A 23,164-nucleotide genomic window follows, 5' to 3' on the forward strand; every position below is an offset into this window, starting at 1 on the left:
TTATTTTTTCTCATCTCCGGTTTTATTATTGAAAAAAGATTTTACATTTAAGGTTGTCTCATCTTTTTTATCATTATCTTTTTTTTCTTTTTTGTCATTTCCACTATTTCCGCCATTTTTATTATTTGTATCTTTTATTCTGTAATATCCGTGTAACCCTATAAAGTTTGAGAAAAGTGTTATTATAACTCCTACTAATAATGAGATAAGATAAATTCCCCATAATTCTTTCGGTGTGGAATTACCTATAATTCCCGAATGTAATATATTGATACCTTCGACGATAAATTTCTGAAGTTTCCAGAAAACCAGGAAACCTGCTATGGACGAAAGTACAATCAATATTATTCCTTCAAGAAAATAAGTAAACTTGATAGCTGCACCTGACACTCCCGTAGCTACCATATCTCTTATTTCCTTTCTTCTCAATTTTACTCCAAAACTTGTAATATTCATTATCAGTATTGATGCTATAACTATTGAACCTATACCTCCGAATAATATAAGCGTGTCAAGACTTTTACTAAATTTATTTGTTTTTTCGATTGTCTGAGTTCTCATATCCAGTTCAGTTACTTCAGGATTTTTAAGCAGTTCTTCTTTTAAAAGATTTACATTTGCATCTTTACTGATAAATATGTAAAAACTGTCCTGTAATGGGTTTTCCTCTTCGGACAAGTCCACTTTCAATTCATCTTCAAGTAATTCCAAAGCACTTTCCTTGGAAGCAAATTTTATTGACTGGATACCTTTTATTTTTATAAGTTTCCCTTGAAATGCTGAAATTTCATTTTCGGTCATTGCTCTTACATAGACTATTGCCTGATTTGAATTTTCCATTTTTGCTTTAAAATCATTCAGATTAAATACACCAAAAATAAATGTATCCAATAATACGAATATTGTTATTAAAGAAATTAATGATGAAAAAAACAAGCCTTTCTCCTTACTTATATTTTTAAAAGTTTCTTGAATAGGACTAAACATTTGTTACTACCTCCATTATTTATTAATACAACTATTTTTCTCTATATTTTTCTTATTCCATTATACGTTTTATTCTTTTATGTATTTTACAGATTACAATATTACATTGTGTTAATTGCACTATGTTATATTATTATATAATATTATGTTACCACCTATTATATAATTAGTCAAAATATTATTTCATATTATTTATTCTATTTATCTGTTCTTACTTATATCATCTGTAAATTATCTGTTTTTCAATACTATTTCTGCTATATCTTTTGCCCTTAGTTTATAATTATTCAGCATTGTTTCTCCGTCGGCACTTTGTCCGAACACATCATATATACCGTGTTTTATAACTTTTACAGGATATACTTCTGACAGATATTCCGAAACTGCACTTCCCAGTCCGCCAACAACTGAATGTTCTTCACTTGTTACAATGAATTTACATTCTTTTGCTGCTTTCAATACGGCTTCATTATCCAAAGGTTTTATAGTCGACATATTTATTACTCTTGCTTTTATCCCTTCTTTTTCAAGGAGTTTTGCAGCTTCCATAGCCTCATACACCATAAGTCCCGTAGCTATGATTGCCACATCATTTCCTTCAGTCAATGTTACAGATTTTCCTATCTCAAAATTATAGCTGTCATCAAACAATACAGGGATATTCAATCTTCCCAGTCTGATATATACAGGTCCCTCATATTTTGCAGCTGCCATTACAGCTTTTTCAGTTTCAACTGCATCGGCAGGAGACAATACTACCATTCCCGGCAATGATCTCATAAGTGCCATATCTTCCACAGACTGATGTGAACCTCCGTCTTCTCCTAAAGAAATTCCCGCATGAGTAGGACATATTTTCACATTCAGTTTCGGATACACGATACTGTTTCTAATTTGGTCAAAAGCTCTTCCGGCTGCAAAATGTGCAAAAGTTGAAGCAAAAGGTATTTTGCCCGTAGTCGCAAATCCTGCCGCCGTACCCATAAGGTCTGCCTCTGCTATTCCTACATTTATATGTCTTTCGGGAAACTCTTTTTTGAAAAATACTGTCATTGTAGATTTTGATAAATCTGCCTCCAATACTACTACATCCTTATTTTCTTTTCCTAATTTAACCAACGCCTCTCCGTAGGCTTGTCTTGTCGATTTTTTTTCCATATTCATAACCTCCTATTGTAATTCTTCCATTGCTTTTTTATACTCCTCATCATTAGGAGCCGCACCGTGGAATCCTGCATTATTTTCCATAAATGACACACCTTTTCCTTTTACAGTCTTAGCAACTATTACTGTAGGTTTTCCTTTTACTGTTCTCGCTTCTTCAAGAGCTTTTATTATCTCATCGTAATTATGCCCGTCAATCTGTATGACATTCCAGTTAAATGCCTTAAATTTATCAGCTATAGGAGATACCCCCATTACATCCGATACTTTTCCGTCAATCTGTAAATTATTGTAATCGACTATCGCAACAAGATTATCAAGGTTGTAATGAGCCGCAGTCATAGCTGCTTCCCATATTTGACCTTCCTGCAATTCTCCGTCGCCTAATATTGTATAAACTCTGTAGTCATTACCATATATCTTTGCACTCAGAGCCATTCCATTTGCCACTGACAGCCCCTGACCAAGCGAGCCTGTCGACATTTCAACACCTGAAAGTTTTTTCATATCAGGATGTCCTTGCAGAGGAGACCCCCATTTTCTCAAAGTAGGTATCAAATCTTTGCTTACATAACCTTTTTCTATCAATGAAGCATAAAGAACGGGAGCTGCATGTCCTTTGCTCAATACAAATCTGTCCCTATTTTCATCTTTAGGATTTTGAGGATCTACATTCATTTCTTTCCAGTATAATACAGCCATAATATCGGCTATCGAAAGGGATCCTCCGGGATGACCCGATTTAGCCCTGTAAATCATTTCAATAATGTCTTTTCTAAGCTCTTTCGCTTTTTCTTGCAACTCTTTAATTTCCATAAAAACCTCCATAAAATTTTAATCTTCTTTTTTTAATTTGTAGAAAAATAATGATATCCCAAAAAGTATTAATGCTATTGTCAAAGTACTTTTTACGCCTAAACCTGTAGCGACTTTCAAACCTTTTTCATTAGATATGCTCCCTATTGTAATCACTAATGAAACAACTATTTGCTGTACAAGAAAAGCCAACTTTAAAAACAGTCCCTGTATTCCGAATAAAAAACCTTCAAGACTGACTTTCTCATTTTCAGAAAGTTTTACGGATATTTCACTTAACATAGCCTGCGGAAAAATAAAAGCGGAACCGCTAAGTCCCATGCCGCATATGATGAACATGATGTATGCAATACTTCCCAATCCTTTATTTACGAAAAGTAATCCCGTTGTTCCAAATATTAAAAGTGCAATATCTAATATCAGTATTTTTTTATAACTATATTTTTTGCCCAATTTATTTGTAACAGGAAATAAAATTCCCGCTACTCCGAATAATATAGCGGATATTATTGTCATCTGACTTATCGGAAGTTCCATTATTATTGTTAAATAATAAGTCAATACTCCTCTCAATATGTTAAATCCGCTAAAGAAAAAGAAAAAGCCCGCAAAATAAAGCACTATTTCCTTTTTCATCAGATACTTCAGAGATGACTTAAATCCTATCTTTTCATGGACTTCATTATCTTTAACCAGTTCCTTTTCTTTCAAAAAAAATACACATATATAAATACCTATTATCGCAAATATTGTCAGTATAATTACAGTTTTTCTTATTCCTATTTCAGTATTTTCTCCGCCTAACATCTTTATCATATATCCTGGTAGAATTAATGCTATCCCTGTAAATATAAGCCTGAAAGCGGACTGTACTGTAGACAGGTTCAGTCTTTCATCTTTCGTCCTTGCCAAATCAGGAATTAGAGCATTATAAGGCCCTCCTACTAACGTGTAAGCTGTAAAAAATAGACCTCCTACCACTGACAGGTATATGAGTGTCAACATCTGTGATTCCTTGGGAGGGAAAAAATACATAATCATAAGTATTCCGAGAGGCAGTCCGCCTATCATCATAAAAAAAGACCTTTTCCCAAATTTTGATTTTGAATTATCCGACCAGTATCCCACTAAAGGATCGGAAATCGCATCTATAAGTCTCGCAAATAAATATGCCATTACAAGATATTCAGGCTTTAAAAGGGGTACCAGAAACTTTTCTGTAGCAGGCGGCAAATAATAATAAGATAACCATTGATTATAGAGTTGATCCAATATAAAGTATGAAACTCCTATTCCGTATATCCAGTAAGTTTTTTTAGTCAGTCTCGACATATAATTTTTTCACCGTATCTTTCTTTTTCTATTTTTTCGTCTTTTAAATTTGTATTCTAATTTTTTAATTTTTTTCACTACTCATAGTCAAAATCTGAAAAATTTTCATAATCTCCTGTTTCTTTTTCTTCATTTTTATTCAGACTTCCTCTATCAGTTTTAGTTTGTTCGATTTTTTCAATATTTTCATCATTATTCACAATAAAACTGTTTTCATCGAGTTCCCCTTTAAGGAATTTGCCTACAGCCTCCGTATACTCTTCCTTATATTCAGGATAAACCCTTGTATGTGAGCCTTTTTCAAATACTCTTAGATATATATTTTTATATTGGGCTATATCATTATATTCTTCCATAAGCATACCGTAAGTAGTAGCTTTATCGCTTTTCGTCTGAATAATGAGAGTCGGTATTCTTCTCAATAAATAGGAAAGCTTTAGTTTATCAAGCTTGTTTCCTACTCTTAAATTGAATACTCTCGTTACTACACTGACAATAAACTTTGGTACTCTCCTTTTGGCAGCATCCTGTTTAACTCTTTTTCTAACATTGGAAATAGAACTGTCGAGTATTATTTTTTCGACTTTTATCCCTTTTTTTCTAAGCTCATTACTAAACATCTTGGCAGCTATAGCGGAACCCATTCCTCCTTGAGAAAATCCGTAAAGAATAAAGTTATTTTTCCCGTATTTATCGTGCAGCATTTCCATAGTATGATAAATATCCTGCCCGAAACAGTAACCCATTTTAGTTTTTGCTTCGTCAGACTTTCCCGAGTTTCTCAAATCAGGTATAAAAAAACTGTATTCATTTTCAAGCCCTGTATCTTTAAATATTTGCAGATATTGCAATACAGCCAGTCTGTTTACTCCTCTTCCATGGGAGATTATGATTACCCTGTCATTTTTTTTATTGTCTATGAGCCAACCGTATAGCTGTATTTTGCCTGACTTATAAGACACTTCCTTATAACTGAAACCGTAATCCATAGGATTTACTTTTTCTTCAATGCTGTATTTCTGTCTCAATTTTTTGTTATTATAAACCTCATCCAACGTTACTCTCGGATATTTTTCTATCTGATTTAAAAAATATCTTATTGATATATAAGCCACTGCAAAGAAAAATATCATAAATAATACATTGACAGCTATTAATATTCCCACATTTCCTCCTTTTATACTTGAACAGTTTTATATTTATTCAGTTACTTTAATTACAGGATTTAATCTTTCTTTTTCACCCAGAAGTAACTCTTTTAATAAAAATCCGTTTTTTTCAACAAATATTTTTTCCCTGTTTATTTTTTCATTCTTATCTATATCTTTCCAGTTTACAAAAATTTTCTTCTGATTTTCCTGGTTATTCTTATTTTCTTTTTTTATTTTTTTTAAATATCTCTGTCCTTTATTGTTAAAGCCTAAAACTCTTACATAATCGACTTTAAAATCTAAAGATATTTTGGTTATATTTAAAATAATATTTATTATAATTCTCTCTATTCTTTTTATTGAAAAATTTCTTGATTTGATATTTTTTATGAATTCATTGTAATTTGAAGATTCTTTTAGTCTATTGTATATTCTAACATAAATTTCCTCTGTCATATCATATATTTTTATTATTTCTTTCTTTGAATACGTTAAAAATTTATATTTCAGAAATTTAAAAATCTCACTTTTTAAAAACTGTCCGTTAATTTTTTTTTCTTTTCTTTCTTTTAGCTTTTTTTCTATTATTTTATATGTACTCTCTGTAACAAACCTTTTTATTTCCTCGAAATTTATATTTTTATTTTTTTCCAGTTCATTTCTTATAAACGAAGCACTTGCTATATTAGAATTTTTATCTTTATTCATTTCGAGTTCATTGTATCCGGCAATCTCCCTTTTTATAATATAGGGTCTTATTTTCAATTTTTCATTTTTTATAGCCCTTATATATTCAAGCCCCAATATATTATTTGATTTTACAATATCTTCAAATCCATATTCCGCTAAGGTGAGTTTCTGAGACGTACTGTAACTGTTCCCTTTTTTTATATAATTCATCATTTTTTCTTTATAGTCTTTTTTCACTTGAATTTCTGTTATTTTTTCGAGCTTTTCGATATTTTCTTCTTCGGCACCGAAAACTTGGATATCCATATCAAGATAATCTAAAATCTTAGTTGACATTTTAGAAAAAATTTCGGCATTCTGAACCGAGTAATATAAAGGCAGCTCAACTACCAAATCTATTCCGTTTTCAAGTGCAGCTTCTGTTTTCTCCCATTTATTTAGAAAAGACATTTCACCTCTCTGAACAAAATCCCCACTTACAACTGCAACTATAAACGTGTCTTCCCCAAAAATTTCCTTTATTTTATTTATTTGATATAAATGTCCATTATGAAACGGATTATATTCAGCTACAATTCCTATTTTCATTTTTTCCCTTTTTATTTTTTATTTTTTATATATACACTATCTTGAAGTTTTCTTTTGATATTTCTGTTATTAAATTTTTTATATATATACTTTTTATATATACTATCCATATAAATACTGATTTTTTAATTTTCAATTTATTCCAGAATAATTTTTAATAATGAGTAAAATAACAATCAAAAATTATTCAGCAAAAATTCGAATTTCATATTTCCCCTTATTATATCGTCTTTAACTTAAAAGACCTCGCAGCAGCAAGGTCGTCTTTATCTTCTCAACAGATACTTTTTTGATTACCCTGATCGCACACCTTACGAACAGAATCTTTTGTTTTTTTTATTCTACATTAAAAGCCTTAATTTGTCAACTTCATATTTTTTGAGTTTCCTTTTTTACATACAAATTTTACATATAAAAGACTATTTTTTAACAAGAGTTACATTAAATTCCGTATCTTCCAAAGCAGTCCCTTTTACAAAATTAGCACCATCAAAATTCAATATATCTCCCGGCACAAGAGCATATTTTTCAGTATCATTCAAAAATATTTCCATTTTTCCTTTCAAAACTGAAAAAATTATATCATCTTCCGCATGATTATGAGAAGGAATTAACTCTCCTGCCTTTAAAATCTTCTTTACCACCTTAAAATTGTTTCCGCTAAAAATAAGTCCTGCTTCGGTTTTTACTGTTCCAACCATTTATATCACCTCTTAATTTTTTTTATTTTAGAAAAATATTATTATACTATATTACTTGAAACAATATTTCAAACAATATTTTTCTATGTTTATATTATACAATTCTATCAGCTTATTTGCAATAATATAATTTTTTTGCTTTTTTGATTAAGTTCATACTAATTTTTTTTGAAATATCTGACAATTTAATTTACAAATTTAATTTTTTTCATTCTGATTATTCAGCCTAAAATCATATATAGACATATACTTTTTATATTTAAAACATTTAATATAAATTTACTATATTGCTATTCATCTCATTTTTTTATACTTAAATAAAAAGTATTTGTATATTTTTTTCTAACCGGCTTATAAGCTGTCCAGTGTAAACTTGCCATAGATAAAAACAGGGAGTATCCTGTATTTATCATATATTTATGAAATTAATTAAGATTTGTTCGTTAAGACAAAGAAAGGCGGAAAAAATGAAAAAAACATTATTAGGACTATTTTTAGTGCTTGGAGCTGCTTCTTTCGCAAACAGTAAAATTGAGATTAAAGGTGCTTGGGATATGGGCGGAAAATATTATTTCAAAAATTCTTCAAGAAAGGCTAAAGGCAATGCCGGAGAAGTAGGAGCTGAATACAGATACGAAGTTATACCGGGACTTGAGCTGGGAGCAGGTTCGGCTTATCAGTTTCACAGTAAATTAAAACAGGAAAAAGGAAAACTTTATAATTCTGTTCCGATATACGTTACTGCAAAATACAGCTTTGATACAAATTCAACTATAAAACCATATGTAAAAGGAGATTTAGGATATTCCATAAACACTGATGATGCTAAAGACGGACTTTATTATGGTGTAGGCGGCGGAATAAAATTCAATAACCTTAACGTTGATGTTATGTATAAAGAAAATAAAGGAAAATATACTGTAGGGTCAAAAGACTACAAAGCTGATTATAGAAGAGTGGCTCTTGGTGTAGGTTATGATTTTAATTTAGGTTATTAATAAAATGTTATTAATAAAATAAAAATAGTCTCCAATTTAAACTAATAAAAAATACAACTGAATATTAACTATAAACTCCGGAGAGAAATCTCCGGTTTTTTAAATGTATTCTTTTCAGTACATATTTAATACATAGTTTTCCAATTAAAATATAGTGTTCATCACCCGCTTCAAAAACATCCGTATAATCTCCCGAACATCTGTATAATATAAATATCATTATTATCCCCAATATTAAATGAAATAATAACCTTTTAGGTTCCAATGCCTTATTCATCTTACTATGAGCCCTTTCCAAAATTATTTTTAATTATATCTAAGTATTTTTCCTGAAAATTATAAAAAGATTTTTTACGTTTATATTTGATATTTATAACTATATTTTTAATTTTATTCAATAATATTTAATACTCTATCCCTGAATAATTACGTACCACTTCCCCATATTTATATAAAAATTGCTCTACCGTAAGCATATCATTTTTTATTCCTTTATCTGAAAGTATTATATTCTGTCCATCCTGAGATAATCCTGTCAGATATTCCCCTGTCTTTAAATCTAAAACAAAATACCCCGCACATTGTTTTTTTGAATATTCGGGATTGTCAGTTTTTTTACTTTCATTTTCATTTTTATATTCCATTTCTCTATCATACTCAAATCCATAAAAATATTCTTTATTTTCATCATATCCCGCCAAAAGAAATTTTCCGCAACTTTTTATGGGTTTAGTATATTGTCCTTTTTTATTATAGAAGAAATCTTCGGGTGTTGTTTCATCTCCATAATTTCTTTCTCCTGTTACTTGGAAAATGTATCGTTCATTATCTATTTTAAAAATATATGTGTAATTCCCTGTCAATGTATATAGAAAATATATTAATATTCCTCCTAAAAGTAGATGAAATAATATTTTTTTGAAGTTCAACACTTTTTTCATTTTATCGGTCCTTTCCAAAATTATCTTGTTCCTCCATTTTTATTTCTAACTACATTTGAATAGCCTCTTCTCATTTTTTCAGATATTTCTGATATATTTTTTACTTTAAATTTTACATTTTTTGGAGTTCCTTTTGTCATCATATCAAAGGGTCTTCCGTTTTTCAATTCAGTATCTTTATTATCTGCATTAGCTAAATCCACAACATCATCAAAACCGTCCTGCAAATAAGGAGTAAAATCAAGATTTACTATATATTCTCCATTTTTCTTTTCAAGTGTACCTTTAATATCCTTAAATCTTATTTTTGTATTTCCCCATTCAAAACCTCCCGCAGCTTCTAAATTAATAGGATAATTTAATTCTTCATATCTAATTGGAATACTTTCTCCCTCTTTCATTTTTTTAGCTTTTATTTCCATTTCTTCGCCAATTTTCCTTAATCTTTCAGAGATTCCTGCTTTTACAGCCGTTAAATTCATTATCCTTTTGTATTCTTCAGAAAACTTTTCTAAATACAATACTGCATCTTTATGTTTTTGAGCTTTCTCATTTCTTTCCAGATAGAAATTTCTCACTTCATTATTTGCTATATAAAGTCCTAAATATACACTTTTAAATCCGGTAAATACTTTTCCGGAAGCATTTTTCAAATGTCTTTCCTTTTCTTCTAAAGTTTTGGCATTTTTCCATTTTTTTATATCTTCTGCCATTAGTTTATCTTTATTTTCCAAGTTTCCTTTATACAATTCTCCTAAAGTTTTTCCAAAAAATAATACAGGCTTTGCAACAACATTCTTAAATAATTCTTTACCTTCTTTTACTACTTTTCCCATTATTCTACTTTCTTTTTTGTCAGTTTTACATACTTTAAGTTTTCTAAAATCAAGTGTTTTTAGAGGATTTTCTTTAATTACTGAACTGCAATTTTGTAATAATGTATTTTCAGGTTCTGATTCTGACCTTGTTATTTTATGTTTTATTATTTTTTTAGCTTCTATCGCTAATTTTGGAATAGTTTTCTTTTCTCTATGAAGTCCCATTAAATCTTCCATAGTTCTATCAATGTTATCTAAACTGTCATGCTTCTCTTTTTTAGATAACACTTTATTTTTTCCCTTTGATTTAGACATAACTTTCTCCTTTTTCATACAATTTTTAGTATCTTTAAAAAAAATTTATGAATTATTTATATATTCTTATTTTACTATAAAAAAGCATATTCTGTCAAATTTTAAAATAAATTTATTATTTTATATCTTATAAAAATAAAACTATTTATATTATAAATTTATTTATATTAATTTGTATTAATTTGTATCAATTTATGCCAATTCATAATAATTACAACAATTTATAAAACATAACAGTCATGTAAATATCTTCCTTTTATTAATAGCATTTTGAATAACTTTATTATAACGAAAGATGTACTTTGTTTCAAACTTACATTTCCGCACTTGTATAGTAATTGGTTTTATGTTTCGCATGCTTTGCGTACTCAACTGACTAAAGTCAATAATAAAAAAAGCTGATAGTAAACTACCAGCTTCCTCCGCCTCCGCCGCCGGAACCTCCTCCGGAAAAGCCGCCTCCACTTGAGAAACCGCCGCCACCAAAGAAAGTATTGTCAGAGCTTCTTGAACTTTCATTTCTTTCCCGTATAATCTTATTTTGCGCTTCATTATATTCTCTTGAAATCATATTAGATAAATAGAAATCATTATACGAACTATAGTATATTCTTCTATTTATGTTGGAATATGTACTTTCATCAAAGTTATATAATTTTATCGTATTTTTTATTAATTTTACTGCTTCATTTTTTACTCCCAAAGCTACCGCATAAGGCAAAATAGATTTAAAATATGCGACCAGCTCATCCACATCATTAAATTTCATAATCTGATTTGCTTCGGCAGTTTTTATGTACATTTTCATTCCGTCCAAATATTCTTTTTGTCTTATTCCTTCGTTCGTATATTTTCCTATGACCTTGGAGTAAAAGAGAAACATTGAAACTATTATTGTTACAACTATAAAATTTATAATACCGAATATAGTTGAAGCAATTATGACTATTATTCCAATAACGACGGTCATAGACATACTGCTGATCTTAAAAATTTTTCTTATAATAGAGCTTATAATCGAACAAATAGTATTTAATATAAATATAATAACCAAACCTATTTCAAGACCTCCCATTGAAATTATAAAAGATGTTATTATACCTAAAGTAAACGGAAATTTGAAAGCATTGTTTTCCTTATAAATTTTATCTCCATATCTGCTTTCAAGCAATGATATTATTTCCTGTGCAGCTAAATAAAGTCTTTTTCCGTCTTTAAATATATTTTCCTTGTCATCCGAGAGGGCATTTAAAAGTTTTAATTCTTCACGAGGCAAATTCGGCTCCGCTATGCTTTTTATTAAAGTATATTTTACATTTTTGCCGTTTCCCTCTTCATCCTCTGCTTCAACATATCCTTTTGATAATAAAGATAACATTCCTACTATCAATAATTCTTTAGGCTCTCTCTCCTTATTAATATATGCGGCATACATAGGAGAAATATCTTTCGGAGGGTTGAATTCGGGAATAACAGCTTTTTGGGACGGATCTTTTCCAAACAGATACCATGTAATAAATCCGTATACGGCTAAAACAAGAATTATTAAAGTTCCTATTATTATCAAGGGTTCAGCATAGTAAAGAGTTATCAATTTATCTATAAACGTCGGACTTATTTTATCCGTCTTTAAATTTAGAAGAAAAGTCATTCCGTTATAAGGTCCCAGAACTTCTTTAGTTTCAATTTTTATAATGCCGCTATCCTGAATTATATTATAATTCTCCTCATTTTTTCCAAAGCTTCCTGTATAAACTTCCAGTTTCTGTATTTCATTTTTTTCTATAGACTTTGCATCTGCAAATTTTATATCTACATTTGCTTTTTCAATAGGCACTCCCCAAAACTGTCCTATGGGATTAAAATATATCTGATAAATCCCGTCTTTTTCAAATACGGAATTATAGATAGTATAATTAAATTCATATCTGTTTATACCCACATCTACATATCTGTCTGCCGAACCTACCCTATAGGATATTCCTCCTGCTAACCGTTCAGTTTCATATTTTTCAGGTTCTCCGTTTCTTTTTATCGAGTGCATTTTTATCCGTGATTTATAAACATCTACACCGTCTTTTTGTGATTTTAGGGGTATATCTCTATAAATCCCGTGTTTTAACACATCAAAGTCATAATCTATTATTTCATTCACAGTCAATGTACCGTTTTTATTTATCTGTATTGTAACATTATAATTTTTTATTGACTCGGCAATTAATGTCTTTGCATTTAAAAAGAAAATACCTACTGATAAAAGCAGTATTATAAGACTATTTTTTATTTTTTTATTTTCTAAAAATTTTATAAATTGCATAGCTGCTCTCCTTAATGGGATTTATTTCAATTTAAAATTTAACTTCAGGTGCTTTTTCAGCTCCTTCGGCAGCATTAAAGAATTCAGCTTTCTTAAACCCTAAAAATCCTCCTAATATATTATTTGGAAATGTTTCTACAAAAGTATTTCTATCCCTTGCCGTTCCGTTATAATATTTTCTCGAACTCTGAATTTCAGTTTCTATTTGCGATAATTGGGACTGTAAACTTAAAAAATTCTCATTTGCTTTCAAATCAGGATAGTTTTCCTGCAACATCATTATTGATCTCAATGTTTTTGTCATTTCATTTTCTATTTTCTGAATTTTTTCAATATTATCAATATCCTTTGTATCTATAGACATCATTTGGCTTCTTAATTTTACTACATTTTCCAAAGTTTCTTTTTCGTGTGTAGCATATCCCTTTACAGTATTTACAAGATTAGGTATTAAATCCAGTCTTTTCTGGAGATAAACTTCTATTCCACTCCAACCTTCTTCATTCAGATTTTTCAATCTGATATATTTATTATAAACTCCTACTCCTATTAAAACCAAAACTGCTACTATTGCTAAAATCCATATAAACACTGTTGCTAAAATCCATATAAACATTATAATCACTCCTCTGTTTATTTTTTATTATTTTCTTTTATTTTTTTATATATAAATTCAAGTAATTCATCTTTTCCTGTATTTTTTAGTGCCGAACTGAAAAATACATCATCATTACTGAATTCCAACTTTTTTCTTATCTCTTTCAGCTGTTTGGCTTTCTCATTATTGGACAGTTTATCCGATTTTGTAAAAATAATATAATATTCTATATTATAATGTTCAAGCCACCTCAACATTTCCATATCTTCATTTGAAGGAATTCTTCTTAAATCCAGTAATAAAAACACTACTTTTTCCCTATCAGACTTCAGATAGGTTTCTATCGTATTTCCCCAGCTCCTTTTTACAGCTTCAGGTACTTTGGCAAAACCGTATCCCGGCAAATCCACAAAATATATCTCATTATCTATCAAAAAATAATTTATAAGCTGCGTCCTTCCCGGCGTTTTACTCGTTCTCGCCAAATTCCTCCTGTTAGTAAGAGAATTTATAAGAGAAGATTTACCGACATTTGACCTTCCGATAAAAGAAAACTCTATTCCTCTTTTTTCGGGATAATCTTTTTCATGAACTGCCGATTTTATAAATTCCGATTTTTTTATTTCCAAAATTTTCTCCTTTTACTTTATTATCTCCATATATTATTTCTGCCCTATTATCCTGCTTTATTATTTTTTCTTTATTTTTTTGCTTTACTATTTTCTTAATTTTATCATTTTTATTTTGTTATTTTCACTTTACTATTTTTTCATTATTTTTATTAAAAATTTATTTTAAAATCTCTTCTGGCTTCTTCCAAAGAATTCTGATCAGGAATAAAATACCATACTCCATTTATCATTTTACCGTCGCCTTTTATTTCATGCTGTTCAATATTTGACTTATTTATAAGTACAGCGGGTAATGCCGCTATTGCTTTTAAAGGATTGAAAGATACTTCCATTTTTTCCTGCATATATGAATATACCCCCGGAATGTATTGCCAACCTGCGGGTGAAATAAGTTTTTTAGCTATGCTTTGTATAACTTGTCTCTGTCTTTCATCTCTTTTAAAAGCACTGTCAGTTTTTCTATGTCTTGTATATGCCAAAGCTCTCGGTCCTTTGATATTATATGCCTGTCCTTCTTTAAACGTTTCATGATCTTGCGTAAAAGAATGATTTGAAACTATATCCACCCCTCCGATTATATCAGTCAGAGTTATAACATCATCAAATCTGAATACCACACTGTAGTTTATTTTAGTATTTAATAATTCTTCCACTGCCTTTATAGTACATTTGCTTCCTCCAAAAGCAAAAGAGTGATTTATTTTATCAACTTTTCCGCCTTTTTCACAGGGAACGTCCGTATAAGTATCTCTCGGAACAGACACCATTTGAATTTTGGCAAGGAGCGGTGTTACTTTCAGCACTATTATCCCATCACTTCTTGAACCTTTTATAGGCTGATTAGGTCTGGCATCACTTCCCAAAATCAGAACATTGAAAGGTATACTTAACCACCCTACAAATGCGACTAACAGTAATAAAATTAAATTTCTTATCGATTTCATCTTTAGCACCTCTTTTGACTTCTTTTTATACACTTTTGTATATACTTCTTATATTTCATATCTAAATTTCTTTAAATTATTCCGACTTATTTTTCTATAAAATTTCATTATAAAAGATTTTTATTTTTTATAATTTTTTATAACATTATATCATCTTTTAATCCCAAGCCTCTTGGTTCTGAAAAACTTTAAAATATTTTAAAAAATTTTAAACTATATAATTTTTTAACTTTTATTAGAACCTGAATTATTCTTCAAGCTCTCTAAAAATTTTTCAACTTTTCTTCTTAGCCTTTTCAGATTTCTGTTATTACTTATTATGTAATCACTTTTTTCCTTTTTTTTCTCTATATCTATCTGCGAATTTATAATATTGACAGCTTCTTTCTCAGTCCTGTTATCCCTTTTTATAATTCTTTTTATTTGTGTTTTTCTGTTTGCATATACTAACAGTACAATATCAAACTCTTTTTCCAGACTAATTTCAAATAACAGAGGAACGTCTACTACTACTATTTTATTATCTTTTTTTAAACTTTCGGTTTCTTCCTTCATTTTTTTTAAAATTAAAGGATGCATTATAGAGTTTAATATACTCACCTTTTTTTCATCTTTGAATACTATTTGTCCTAATTTATTTCTTGAAATTTTCCTTTCCTTACTTTTTTCTTGTCTTTCCGCTTCCTCTTCCAGTATCTCTTTTCCAAATTCTTCAACCAGTCTGTTTATCACTTCGGGATAATTAATAACTTCTCTTGAAATTATATCCGTATCTACAACAGGAATTCCCTTTTCCCTGAATATTTGGGCTACGGTACTTTTTCCAGTACCTATTCCTCCTGTCAATCCTATTATCATAATTTCTGCCTCTATTTTTTTATTTTTTATATATTTTTACTCCATTCCGTCCAGCATTAGTTTAGCATCTTTATCTCCATTCAACGCTGCCTGTTTTAAATACTTTTTCGCTGTTTCCTTATCTCCCAAATCATAATAAGAAACACCCAGATTATAGAGGGCATTTTTATTTCCCGCTTTATTCAAAGCTATCTCAAAATATTTTATAGCTTCTTTAGGCTGCTTCAATTGAGAATAAATCAATCCTGTATTATAAGCATTTTCATTCATTCCATAATTATCAACTAAAGTTTTATAATATTTCAATGCTTCCTGAAGTTTTTTCTGTTCATAATAAAGTATCGCAAGGTTATTCATAGCTTTAGTCAATTTGCCTTTTTCTATAGCTTTCAAATAATATTTTTCAGCTTCTGTCTTATTATTAGCCATATCATACGAAAGAGCAATGTTATAAAGCAGTTCAGGGTCATTAGTTACTCCCTCCATACTTTTCAATATATCTGCCGCTTTTTCGCCCTGACCTTGAGCCTGATACAGATAAATCAGATTATAAGCCGCTTTCTGTTTTTCACCCGAATTCATAGCTTCTTTATAATATTTTTCAGCTGAATTATAATTTTTCATTTTCTCATAAATTGTTCCTAAATTCAATGCGGCTTTTCCTGTTTTATTTTTATTATACGCACTCAGGAAATATTTTTCAGCTTCTTTCAATTTTCCCGATTTCTCATAAAGTACAGCTAAATTATAGGCAGCCGTATCGTCTTTCTCCCTGTCTACTGCAAGTTTATAATATTCTTCAGCTTTTTTAGTGTCTTTCAGTTCATCATATAAAAGTCCTATCCTGTAATATCCTCCTTTTACTCCTTTGGACAATGCCTTTTCGAAATATTTTATAGCATTTCTGTTATCATTTTTTTTCTCGTATAACACTCCTAAGTTATAAGCAGCTTCAGGATTGTCATACTTATCCGCTGCTATTTTATAATTTTTTTCAGCTAAGACAAGATTTCCCGTTTCCATATACAGGCTGCCCAAATTGTCATAAGAGTCTTTATCTCCTCTGTCTACTGCCATTTGAAAATATTTTATAGCCTCATTTTTCTGTTTCATTTCCTCGTATATCAGTCCTAAATTATACATTGCGTCCACATTTTTAGTTTTTTCTATAGACTGTTTATAATTTTCTATTGCGAGATTTTTATTTTTATTTTTTGAATACAAATATCCAAGTTTATAATACGCTTTTGACTGTCCTAATCTTACAGCTTCCTTATAATATTTTTCAGCCTGTTTAGTATCATTCAACGTATCATATAAAACTCCAAGATTATACGCTGTATCTCCGTCAGCTTTTTTTAAAAAGGATTGTTTGTAATATTTTTCAGCTTCCTTATAATTTTTTTGAGTATGGTATTTCAATCCTGTATTAAAAAGCTCTTCGGATGATAATTCTTCCGAAAAAGAATTAAACGCTGCTACTAAAATTATTATTCCTAATATGATTTTTCTTTTCATAAAACCTCCAAAATAATATTTGTCTTATTTATATTTTTATTTTACACTTTTTACTTATTTTTTTGCTTATTTTATATTTCTTTTTTACTTATTTCATATTTTTTACCTTAAATTTGTTTCCACATTGATTATTTTCTTTCCAACTAATAGTATCATTTTTCTTTTTAAATTTCTACAAAAATTATTTTATAAATAAAAAAAATTTATATCTTTCAATTTAAATATCTTACAATAATTGTGACTAATTAAAAAAACTCTCTTAAAAACAGAAAACATAGAATAAAAACTATATTTACTAAATAAATACAGCTTTTTATACTTTATCCTTTGCTATTTCTATTTTTAAGAAAGTTCTTTAACTTATTTGATTTAATTATATTTCCCTCATTTCAAGAGTTCTCATAAGTTTTTTATTATCAAATGCAAGTCCTCCACCCATAACAACTGACTCCAATGAATTTGAAGACCTGTTTATAGGGATTTGAACTTTTTCTTCTATTAATTTATCAAAATTTCTCAAAAGTGAGCCGCCACCTGTCAGAACCACTCCGTTATTCAGTATATCTGCTGACAGTTCAGGAGGACATTTTTCTAAAACTTCTTTCAAAGCATTTACTATTTCATCTATTGAATCCTGAATAGCTTCTCTGACCTGATTGGAATTGATCTCAATCAATTTAGGTACACCTGTAGATAAATCTCTTCCTTTTATAGTGGCAGTCATATTTTCTTCGCCAACTACAGGCATTGCAGTTCCTATTTCTTTTTTTAGATTTTCTGCAGTTTTATCTCCTATAAGCAAATCAAATTTCTTTTTCACATATTTTATTATATCGTTATCAAAATTATTTCCCGCAACTCTTATTGATTTGCTTGCTATAATTTCATCAAGGGAAAGAATTGCAATGTCAGTAGAACCTCCACCAATATCAATGACTGTATTTCCCTCCGGCAAAGAAATATTTACTCCTGAACCTAAAACTGCGGCTCTTCCCTCTTCTATAAGATATATCTTTTTGGCACCTATCGCTGCATCAAAAATTGCTCTTCTTTCAATACTTGTAACCTGTGCAGGAACACAAATCATAATTTCAGGCTTGAAAGGAGAACCTCCATATATACTTTTTACAAATATATTCAGCATTTCCCTTGTAGCATCTATGTCTGAAATAACTCCCTCATTCAGAGGTCTTATTACAGCCAAACTTTCCGATGTTTTTCCTAACATATTTTTTGCTTTGGTTCCTATCGCTACTATTTCTCCTGTTTTTTTATCTTTTACTAAAATAGACGGTTCATTAAGTACAATCCTCTTTTTCTGCTTGTCATAAATTAAAACATTTGATGTTCCCAAATCAATTGCAATACTTTTTTTCATCCTAAAAAAATTAATAAATCTTGTAAACTTGGACATTGCTGACTCCTTTTATTTTTAAGTTTTCTTTACTAATCTTACATTTTTTAAACTTTTAACAATTCTTTTTCTTTTTTTGATAATACTTCATCTATAGAAGCAATAAACTTATCTGTCATTTTCTGGACTTTTTCTTCTCCCGATTTTAGTTCATCTTCTGTAATTTCACCGTCTTTTTCAAATTTTCTAATTTTATTATTTACGTCTTTTCTGACATTTCTGATTGCAACTTTACCTTCTTCGGCTTCTTTTTTTACTAATTTTACGTATTCTTTTCTACGGTCTTCCGTTAGTTCAGGAACTACAAGTCTTATGATTTTTCCGTCATTTGAAGGATTAAATCCCAGATTTGCCTGTAAAATAACTTTTTCTATCGCAGGAATTATAGATTTATCCCACGGGTCTATTGTCAATAATCTTGCTTCAGGAGCTGAAACAGTTCCTACCTGATTTAGAGGTGTCATTACTCCATATGCTTCTACACTTACTCCGTCAAGCATAGAAACACTTGCTCTCCCTGCTCTCACATGAGAAAATTTATCCTTTGTACTTTCTAAAGCTTTTTGCATTCTGTCTTCTGTTTCTTTCAAAATATTATCCAACATTTTATACCACCTTATTATATACTTTATTTTAAAGAGTTACAACTAAATTTTCATTATTTTTTCGAATTTTCATTTTTTATTTTAAAATTATGGCTTTTTTTAAAAATTCGATTTTTATCAATTTTCTATTCACTTACAACTAATGTTCCTATTTTTTCCCCTTCAGCCATTTTCAATATATTTCCCTCATCCAAAGCATTGAATACAATTATAGGCATTTTATTTTCCTTACACAAGGAAAGAGCAGCCGTATCCATTACTCCTAAATTTTTTGAAATGGCTTCATCATATGTTACCGTATCATATTTTACTGCATTTTTATGTTTCATAGGGTCCTTGTCATAAATACCGTCTACTTTTGTACCTTTGGCAAGTATATCCGCATTTATTTCCAACGCTCTCAATGCACCGCTTGAATCAGTAGTAAAATAAGGGTTTCCCGTTCCTCCTGCAAATATTACAACTCTTCCTTTTTCCAGATGTCTTATAGCCCTTCTTCTTATAAAAGGTTCTGCTACTTGCGGCATTTGAATGGAGGTCAACACTCTTGTCGGTATGTCAAAATGCTCTATAGCATTTTGAAGAGCCAGACCGTTCATAATAGTAGCCAGCATTCCCATTGTATCTCCTGTTACTCTGTCCACTCCTTTGGATGTTCCCGTAGCTCCCCTAAATATATTACCACCGCCAATAACTATTGCAACTTCAACCCTTTTATCATGTACTTCTTTTATCTGCCTTGCAAAACTTTCAAGAACTTCATCGGAAAATCCGAATTCTTTATCCCCTGCAAGAGCTTCACCACTTAATTTCAATAATATCCTTTTATATTTAAGCATTAGAGCCTCCCAATCTAAAAAATAAGGGGATTTTAATCCCCTTTATTCTAATTTCCTGCCATTGCAGCAACTTCAGCAGCAAAATCTGTTTCATCTTTCTCTATTCCTTCTCCGACTTTAAATCTGTCAAAAGATATTACTGAGAGAGGGGCAACGAATTTTTCAATAGTCAAACTGTCATCTCTTACATATTTTTGATTTACAAGACAATTTTCTTCATAGAATTTTCTCATTTTTCCTTCCAATATTTTTTCTACTATATTAGCAGGTTTTCCTTCCTGTTCCAGTTGATGTCTCGCAATTTCTTTTTCTCTTTCCAAGTCTTCTGTCGTAACCTGTTCGGAATTCAAATATTTAGGATCCATAGCCGCTATATGCATAGCAACTCCTTTAGCCTTTTCAATATTTTCAGATGTAGCTTCTCCTGACATATTTACTAATACTCCTATTTTCCCTCCTAAATGGATATAAGTTTCTACAAATCCGTCAGTTTTAACTAATTTCAATCTTCTGATGTTCATATTTTCCCCTATTTTAGCTATTAATTCTGTCAGAACATCATCTATTTTTTTACCTTCCAATTGTAATTCTTTTAATTCATCTTCACTTGTTACGTCATGCTCAAGTGATAACTGAACTAATTTCTCTCCAAATGATTTAAATTCATCATTTTTAGCAACAAAATCCGTTTCAGAGTTAAATTCAAGGATAACTCCTTTTTTTCTGTCAGATGAAACTGCACCAAATACTAATCCTTCTGCAGCAACTCTTCCTGATTTTTTAGCGGCTTTCGCTATCCCTTTTTCTCTTAACCAGTCGATTGCTTTTTCTATATCTCCACCGTTTTCTTCCAATGCTTTTTTACAGTCAAGCATTCCGGCTCCTGTTCTTTCTCTCAATTCTTTAATTAATGCTGTTGTAACTGCCATTGTTACTTTCCTCCTAATTCTATTTTTAAATTTCTTATAAAAACTTACATTATTGGCCTCGAATTTCTAATTTTTTTCAGTAAATCTTTTATATCACTGATTGCATGAGGACTTTTCTCTTCTTCAGCTATTTTTAATGCTTCTAATGCATATTTTTCTGCTAATTTGTATCTTCCTGTATTACTATATTCTAATGCTAACCTAAACAGTGAATAAGGGTTTCCTAACATTGCTTGCGTTTTATGAGCTCGGATTTCCTTGAGTTTTTCATGTGTCATATGATTTATCTTTTTTATATATTTTTCTGCTTCTTTTTCTTTACCTTGGTCATAATATAAAAGACATAGAGAATATATCCCGGTATCAACATTACCTAATTCTATTGATTTTAAATAATATTTTTCTGCTTCTTCATAATTATCTTGAAAATCATAATAATATCCTAACTGTTCATAAGCAAAAGAATCATCCGGATACTTTTCAATATATTTTTTCATTAATAAAACTAAATTTTTATAATCTTTTTTTCCGGCAAAAGATGTCATTTTTTCTTTAAAATCTTTTTTTTCTCTCGAATACACATGAATAAGCTGCCCTATTCCTATATAATAATTTTTCATAAGCTCTATTATAGTTTCTTTCTGATTAGAAAAAATACTTAAACTCATTAATAAAAATAATTGAATAAAGATTTTTTTCATGATTTTTTTCCTCTCGTTTTTATCTGTTTTATATATCTTTACTTATTTTATACGTCAGAAAATCAATAGTATAAATCTAAAATTTTAATATTTTTAAAATTATTATTTTTACAGGAACAGGGGAATGATACTATTCCCCTTATTACTATTTCAACTTTTTTTATTATGCTTCAGTATTTTCTTCATTAGTTTCTTCAAATATTTCTTCTGTTATTTCTTCGGAAAATTCTTCATTTACAGAAGCTTCAGAGTTTTCTTCACTATCAACAAAGCCTTCTACTCCACCATTTCCTTCAACTGCTGCATTTGCAATAACTTGTGCAAATAATTTAACCGATCTTATAGCGTCATCATTTGCAGGTATTTTATAAGTTACCAAATCAGGATCCACGTTAGTATCGATTAATGCTATTACAGGTATTCCCAATTTTTTAGCTTCTTCCAATGCTAAAAATTCTTTTTTGATATCTACTACGAATAATGCCGCAGGCAATTTATTCATATTTTTAATTCCACCAATATTTTTAGACAACTTAGCCATTTCTTTTCTTAGCAATCCTGCTTCTTTTTTAGTATATGCTGTATCCAATGTTCCGTCAGAGTCCATTTCTTCAAGCTCTTTCAGTCTTTTTACTCTTGTTTTTATAGTGTTAAGGTTAGTTAAAAGTCCTCCAAGCCATCTGTTATTAACGTAAAATCCTCCGGCTCTTTCAGCTTCTTCCTTAATTGCGTCTTGAGCTTGTTTTTTAGTCCCTACGAATAATACTTTTCCGCCATTTTCAGAAATTTCTCTTACAAATTCATAAGCTTTTTCTGTAGCCGTCAATGTTTGATGTAAATCCAGTATATGAATTCCGTTTCTTTCTGTGAAAATATAAGGTTTCATTTTAGGATTCCATCTTTTTGCCTGATGTCCAAAATGAGCTCCTACTTCTAATAATTGTTTCATTGTGATTACTGCCATTTTTCCTCCTATTTTATTTTGGTTTTTCTCCCACTTATCTTTGAAAGACAGATTATCTATCGATAACACCCTATCTTTAAATATAACAAAGTGTGATTTATAATCAGATTATTTTATCACTTTTTATAGTACTTGTCAATTACTTCGCTTATTTTTTCTATCTTTATTCTTAAATTTTAAATCTATAATCATTTTTTAAATATCATTTTTAATCTACTATGTTTTCAATTTTTTACTTAATTTTTCATTCTTTTAACTTCTTCAATATTAATATTGTTAAACTCATTTTATTATGATTTTATACTTATATCTTCACTATTAATTTAATTTAATATTTTTCTGTA

The 23,164-nt window shown here is 29.6% G+C and carries 22 protein-coding genes; 1 reads left to right on the forward strand and 21 read right to left on the reverse strand.

Annotated elements, in window-relative coordinates:
* From ACO5J6_RS03970 to ACO5J6_RS04000, 7 genes are all read right to left on the reverse strand, one after another.
* Positions 1 to 987: a cell division protein FtsX gene (locus ACO5J6_RS03970; protein ID WP_485642206.1), complete on the reverse strand. Its 987-nt coding sequence runs from the start codon at positions 985 to 987 to the stop codon at positions 1 to 3.
* A 231-nt stretch (positions 988 to 1,218) separates the two neighbouring features.
* Entirely contained in the window at positions 1,219 to 2,145 is a 927-nt protein-coding gene (locus tag ACO5J6_RS03975) for a transketolase family protein (protein WP_485642207.1), read from the reverse strand.
* Positions 2,146 to 2,157: 12 nt separating this feature from the next.
* Positions 2,158 to 2,967 carry a transketolase gene (locus ACO5J6_RS03980; protein ID WP_485642208.1) on the reverse strand — a complete coding sequence of 270 codons (810 nt, stop codon included), beginning with the start codon at positions 2,965 to 2,967 and terminating at the stop codon, positions 2,158 to 2,160.
* An 18-nt stretch (positions 2,968 to 2,985) separates the two neighbouring features.
* Positions 2,986 to 4,299 (reverse strand): MFS transporter, encoded by a 1,314-nt coding sequence (locus ACO5J6_RS03985; protein ID WP_485642209.1) that lies wholly within the window; start codon positions 4,297 to 4,299, stop codon positions 2,986 to 2,988.
* 77 nt (positions 4,300 to 4,376) lie between these two features.
* Positions 4,377 to 5,465 carry an alpha/beta hydrolase gene (locus tag ACO5J6_RS03990; RefSeq protein ID WP_485642210.1) on the reverse strand — a complete coding sequence of 363 codons (1,089 nt, stop codon included), beginning with the start codon at positions 5,463 to 5,465 and terminating at the stop codon, positions 4,377 to 4,379.
* Between the two features lie 33 nt (positions 5,466 to 5,498).
* Positions 5,499 to 6,728: a nucleotidyltransferase family protein gene (locus tag ACO5J6_RS03995; protein WP_485642211.1), complete on the reverse strand. Its 1,230-nt coding sequence runs from the start codon at positions 6,726 to 6,728 to the stop codon at positions 5,499 to 5,501.
* Positions 6,729 to 7,147: 419 nt separating this feature from the next.
* Positions 7,148 to 7,429, reverse strand: a complete 282-nt coding sequence (locus ACO5J6_RS04000; RefSeq protein ID WP_485642212.1) for a cupin domain-containing protein — start codon at positions 7,427 to 7,429, stop codon at positions 7,148 to 7,150.
* A 467-nt stretch (positions 7,430 to 7,896) separates the two neighbouring features.
* Between ACO5J6_RS04000 and ACO5J6_RS04005 the strand changes: the two genes are divergently transcribed.
* Positions 7,897 to 8,427: an outer membrane beta-barrel protein gene (locus ACO5J6_RS04005; protein ID WP_485642213.1), complete on the forward strand. Its 531-nt coding sequence runs from the start codon at positions 7,897 to 7,899 to the stop codon at positions 8,425 to 8,427.
* Positions 8,428 to 8,831: 404 nt separating this feature from the next.
* On the opposite strand, the gene ACO5J6_RS04010 is transcribed toward ACO5J6_RS04005, so the two are convergent.
* The 14 genes from ACO5J6_RS04010 to rpsB form a co-directional block, all read right to left on the reverse strand.
* Complete coding sequence (locus ACO5J6_RS04010; RefSeq protein WP_485642214.1) at positions 8,832 to 9,386, reverse strand: hypothetical protein; 555 nt, start codon at positions 9,384 to 9,386, stop codon at positions 8,832 to 8,834.
* A gap of 2 nt (positions 9,387 to 9,388) precedes the next feature.
* Positions 9,389 to 10,501: a hypothetical protein gene (locus ACO5J6_RS04015; protein WP_485642215.1), complete on the reverse strand. Its 1,113-nt coding sequence runs from the start codon at positions 10,499 to 10,501 to the stop codon at positions 9,389 to 9,391.
* 409 nt (positions 10,502 to 10,910) lie between these two features.
* Positions 10,911 to 12,818: a DUF2207 domain-containing protein gene (locus ACO5J6_RS04020; protein ID WP_485642216.1), complete on the reverse strand. Its 1,908-nt coding sequence runs from the start codon at positions 12,816 to 12,818 to the stop codon at positions 10,911 to 10,913.
* 31 nt (positions 12,819 to 12,849) lie between these two features.
* Positions 12,850 to 13,434, reverse strand: coding sequence for a LemA family protein (locus tag ACO5J6_RS04025; RefSeq protein WP_485642217.1), 585 nt, complete (start codon positions 13,432 to 13,434; stop codon positions 12,850 to 12,852).
* Between the two features lie 17 nt (positions 13,435 to 13,451).
* Complete coding sequence (gene yihA / locus ACO5J6_RS04030) at positions 13,452 to 14,045, reverse strand: ribosome biogenesis GTP-binding protein YihA/YsxC (protein WP_485642218.1); 594 nt, start codon at positions 14,043 to 14,045, stop codon at positions 13,452 to 13,454.
* A 152-nt stretch (positions 14,046 to 14,197) separates the two neighbouring features.
* Positions 14,198 to 14,992: an LCP family protein gene (locus ACO5J6_RS04035; RefSeq protein ID WP_485642219.1), complete on the reverse strand. Its 795-nt coding sequence runs from the start codon at positions 14,990 to 14,992 to the stop codon at positions 14,198 to 14,200.
* A gap of 225 nt (positions 14,993 to 15,217) precedes the next feature.
* A complete protein-coding gene (coaE, locus tag ACO5J6_RS04040) occupies positions 15,218 to 15,850 on the reverse strand; it encodes a dephospho-CoA kinase (RefSeq protein WP_485642220.1) in 633 nt (210 codons plus the stop codon).
* Positions 15,851 to 15,886: 36 nt separating this feature from the next.
* Positions 15,887 to 17,368 (reverse strand): tetratricopeptide repeat protein, encoded by a 1,482-nt coding sequence (locus ACO5J6_RS04045; RefSeq protein ID WP_485642221.1) that lies wholly within the window; start codon positions 17,366 to 17,368, stop codon positions 15,887 to 15,889.
* Positions 17,369 to 17,741: 373 nt separating this feature from the next.
* Positions 17,742 to 18,782: a rod shape-determining protein MreB gene (gene mreB, locus ACO5J6_RS04050; protein ID WP_485642222.1), complete on the reverse strand. Its 1,041-nt coding sequence runs from the start codon at positions 18,780 to 18,782 to the stop codon at positions 17,742 to 17,744.
* A 47-nt stretch (positions 18,783 to 18,829) separates the two neighbouring features.
* A complete protein-coding gene (gene frr, locus ACO5J6_RS04055) occupies positions 18,830 to 19,387 on the reverse strand; it encodes a ribosome recycling factor (RefSeq protein ID WP_485642223.1) in 558 nt (185 codons plus the stop codon).
* A 125-nt stretch (positions 19,388 to 19,512) separates the two neighbouring features.
* On the reverse strand, positions 19,513 to 20,226 hold the full coding sequence (gene pyrH / locus ACO5J6_RS04060; RefSeq protein ID WP_485642224.1) for a UMP kinase: 714 nt from the start codon (positions 20,224 to 20,226) through the stop codon (positions 19,513 to 19,515).
* Between the two features lie 47 nt (positions 20,227 to 20,273).
* Entirely contained in the window at positions 20,274 to 21,155 is an 882-nt protein-coding gene (gene tsf, locus ACO5J6_RS04065; RefSeq protein ID WP_485642225.1) for a translation elongation factor Ts, read from the reverse strand.
* Between the two features lie 44 nt (positions 21,156 to 21,199).
* Positions 21,200 to 21,856 carry a tetratricopeptide repeat protein gene (locus ACO5J6_RS04070; protein ID WP_485642226.1) on the reverse strand — a complete coding sequence of 219 codons (657 nt, stop codon included), beginning with the start codon at positions 21,854 to 21,856 and terminating at the stop codon, positions 21,200 to 21,202.
* A 163-nt stretch (positions 21,857 to 22,019) separates the two neighbouring features.
* Positions 22,020 to 22,820 (reverse strand): 30S ribosomal protein S2, encoded by an 801-nt coding sequence (gene rpsB, locus ACO5J6_RS04075; RefSeq protein ID WP_485642227.1) that lies wholly within the window; start codon positions 22,818 to 22,820, stop codon positions 22,020 to 22,022.
* Between the last annotated feature and the right edge of the window lie 344 nt (positions 22,821 to 23,164).

It is taken from the genome of Pseudoleptotrichia sp. (assembly GCF_057270515.1).

Excerpts from the sequence above, each read along its gene's own strand:
- ACO5J6_RS03970 (WP_485642206.1), bottom strand. The coding sequence starts at position 987 with ATGTTTAGTCCTATTCAAGAAACTTTTAAAAATATAAGTAAGGAGAAA.
- ACO5J6_RS03975 (WP_485642207.1), bottom strand. The coding sequence starts at position 2,145 with ATGGAAAAAAAATCGACAAGACAAGCCTACGGAGAGGCGTTGGTTAAA.
- ACO5J6_RS03980 (WP_485642208.1), bottom strand. The coding sequence starts at position 2,967 with ATGGAAATTAAAGAGTTGCAAGAAAAAGCGAAAGAGCTTAGAAAAGAC.
- ACO5J6_RS03985 (WP_485642209.1), bottom strand. The coding sequence starts at position 4,299 with ATGTCGAGACTGACTAAAAAAACTTACTGGATATACGGAATAGGAGTT.
- ACO5J6_RS03995 (WP_485642211.1), bottom strand. The coding sequence starts at position 6,728 with ATGAAAATAGGAATTGTAGCTGAATATAATCCGTTTCATAATGGACAT.
- ACO5J6_RS04000 (WP_485642212.1), bottom strand. The coding sequence starts at position 7,429 with ATGGTTGGAACAGTAAAAACCGAAGCAGGACTTATTTTTAGCGGAAAC.
- ACO5J6_RS04005 (WP_485642213.1), top strand. The coding sequence starts at position 7,897 with ATGAAAAAAACATTATTAGGACTATTTTTAGTGCTTGGAGCTGCTTCT.
- ACO5J6_RS04015 (WP_485642215.1), bottom strand. The coding sequence starts at position 10,501 with ATGTCTAAATCAAAGGGAAAAAATAAAGTGTTATCTAAAAAAGAGAAG.
- ACO5J6_RS04020 (WP_485642216.1), bottom strand. The coding sequence starts at position 12,818 with ATGCAATTTATAAAATTTTTAGAAAATAAAAAAATAAAAAATAGTCTT.
- ACO5J6_RS04025 (WP_485642217.1), bottom strand. The coding sequence starts at position 13,434 with ATGTTTATATGGATTTTAGCAACAGTGTTTATATGGATTTTAGCAATA.
- ACO5J6_RS04035 (WP_485642219.1), bottom strand. The coding sequence starts at position 14,992 with ATGAAATCGATAAGAAATTTAATTTTATTACTGTTAGTCGCATTTGTA.
- coaE (WP_485642220.1), bottom strand. The coding sequence starts at position 15,850 with ATGATAATAGGATTGACAGGAGGAATAGGTACTGGAAAAAGTACCGTA.
- ACO5J6_RS04045 (WP_485642221.1), bottom strand. The coding sequence starts at position 17,368 with ATGAAAAGAAAAATCATATTAGGAATAATAATTTTAGTAGCAGCGTTT.
- mreB (WP_485642222.1), bottom strand. The coding sequence starts at position 18,782 with ATGTCCAAGTTTACAAGATTTATTAATTTTTTTAGGATGAAAAAAAGT.
- frr (WP_485642223.1), bottom strand. The coding sequence starts at position 19,387 with ATGTTGGATAATATTTTGAAAGAAACAGAAGACAGAATGCAAAAAGCT.
- pyrH (WP_485642224.1), bottom strand. The coding sequence starts at position 20,226 with ATGCTTAAATATAAAAGGATATTATTGAAATTAAGTGGTGAAGCTCTT.
- tsf (WP_485642225.1), bottom strand. The coding sequence starts at position 21,155 with ATGGCAGTTACAACAGCATTAATTAAAGAATTGAGAGAAAGAACAGGA.
- ACO5J6_RS04070 (WP_485642226.1), bottom strand. The coding sequence starts at position 21,856 with ATGAAAAAAATCTTTATTCAATTATTTTTATTAATGAGTTTAAGTATT.
- rpsB (WP_485642227.1), bottom strand. The coding sequence starts at position 22,820 with ATGGCAGTAATCACAATGAAACAATTATTAGAAGTAGGAGCTCATTTT.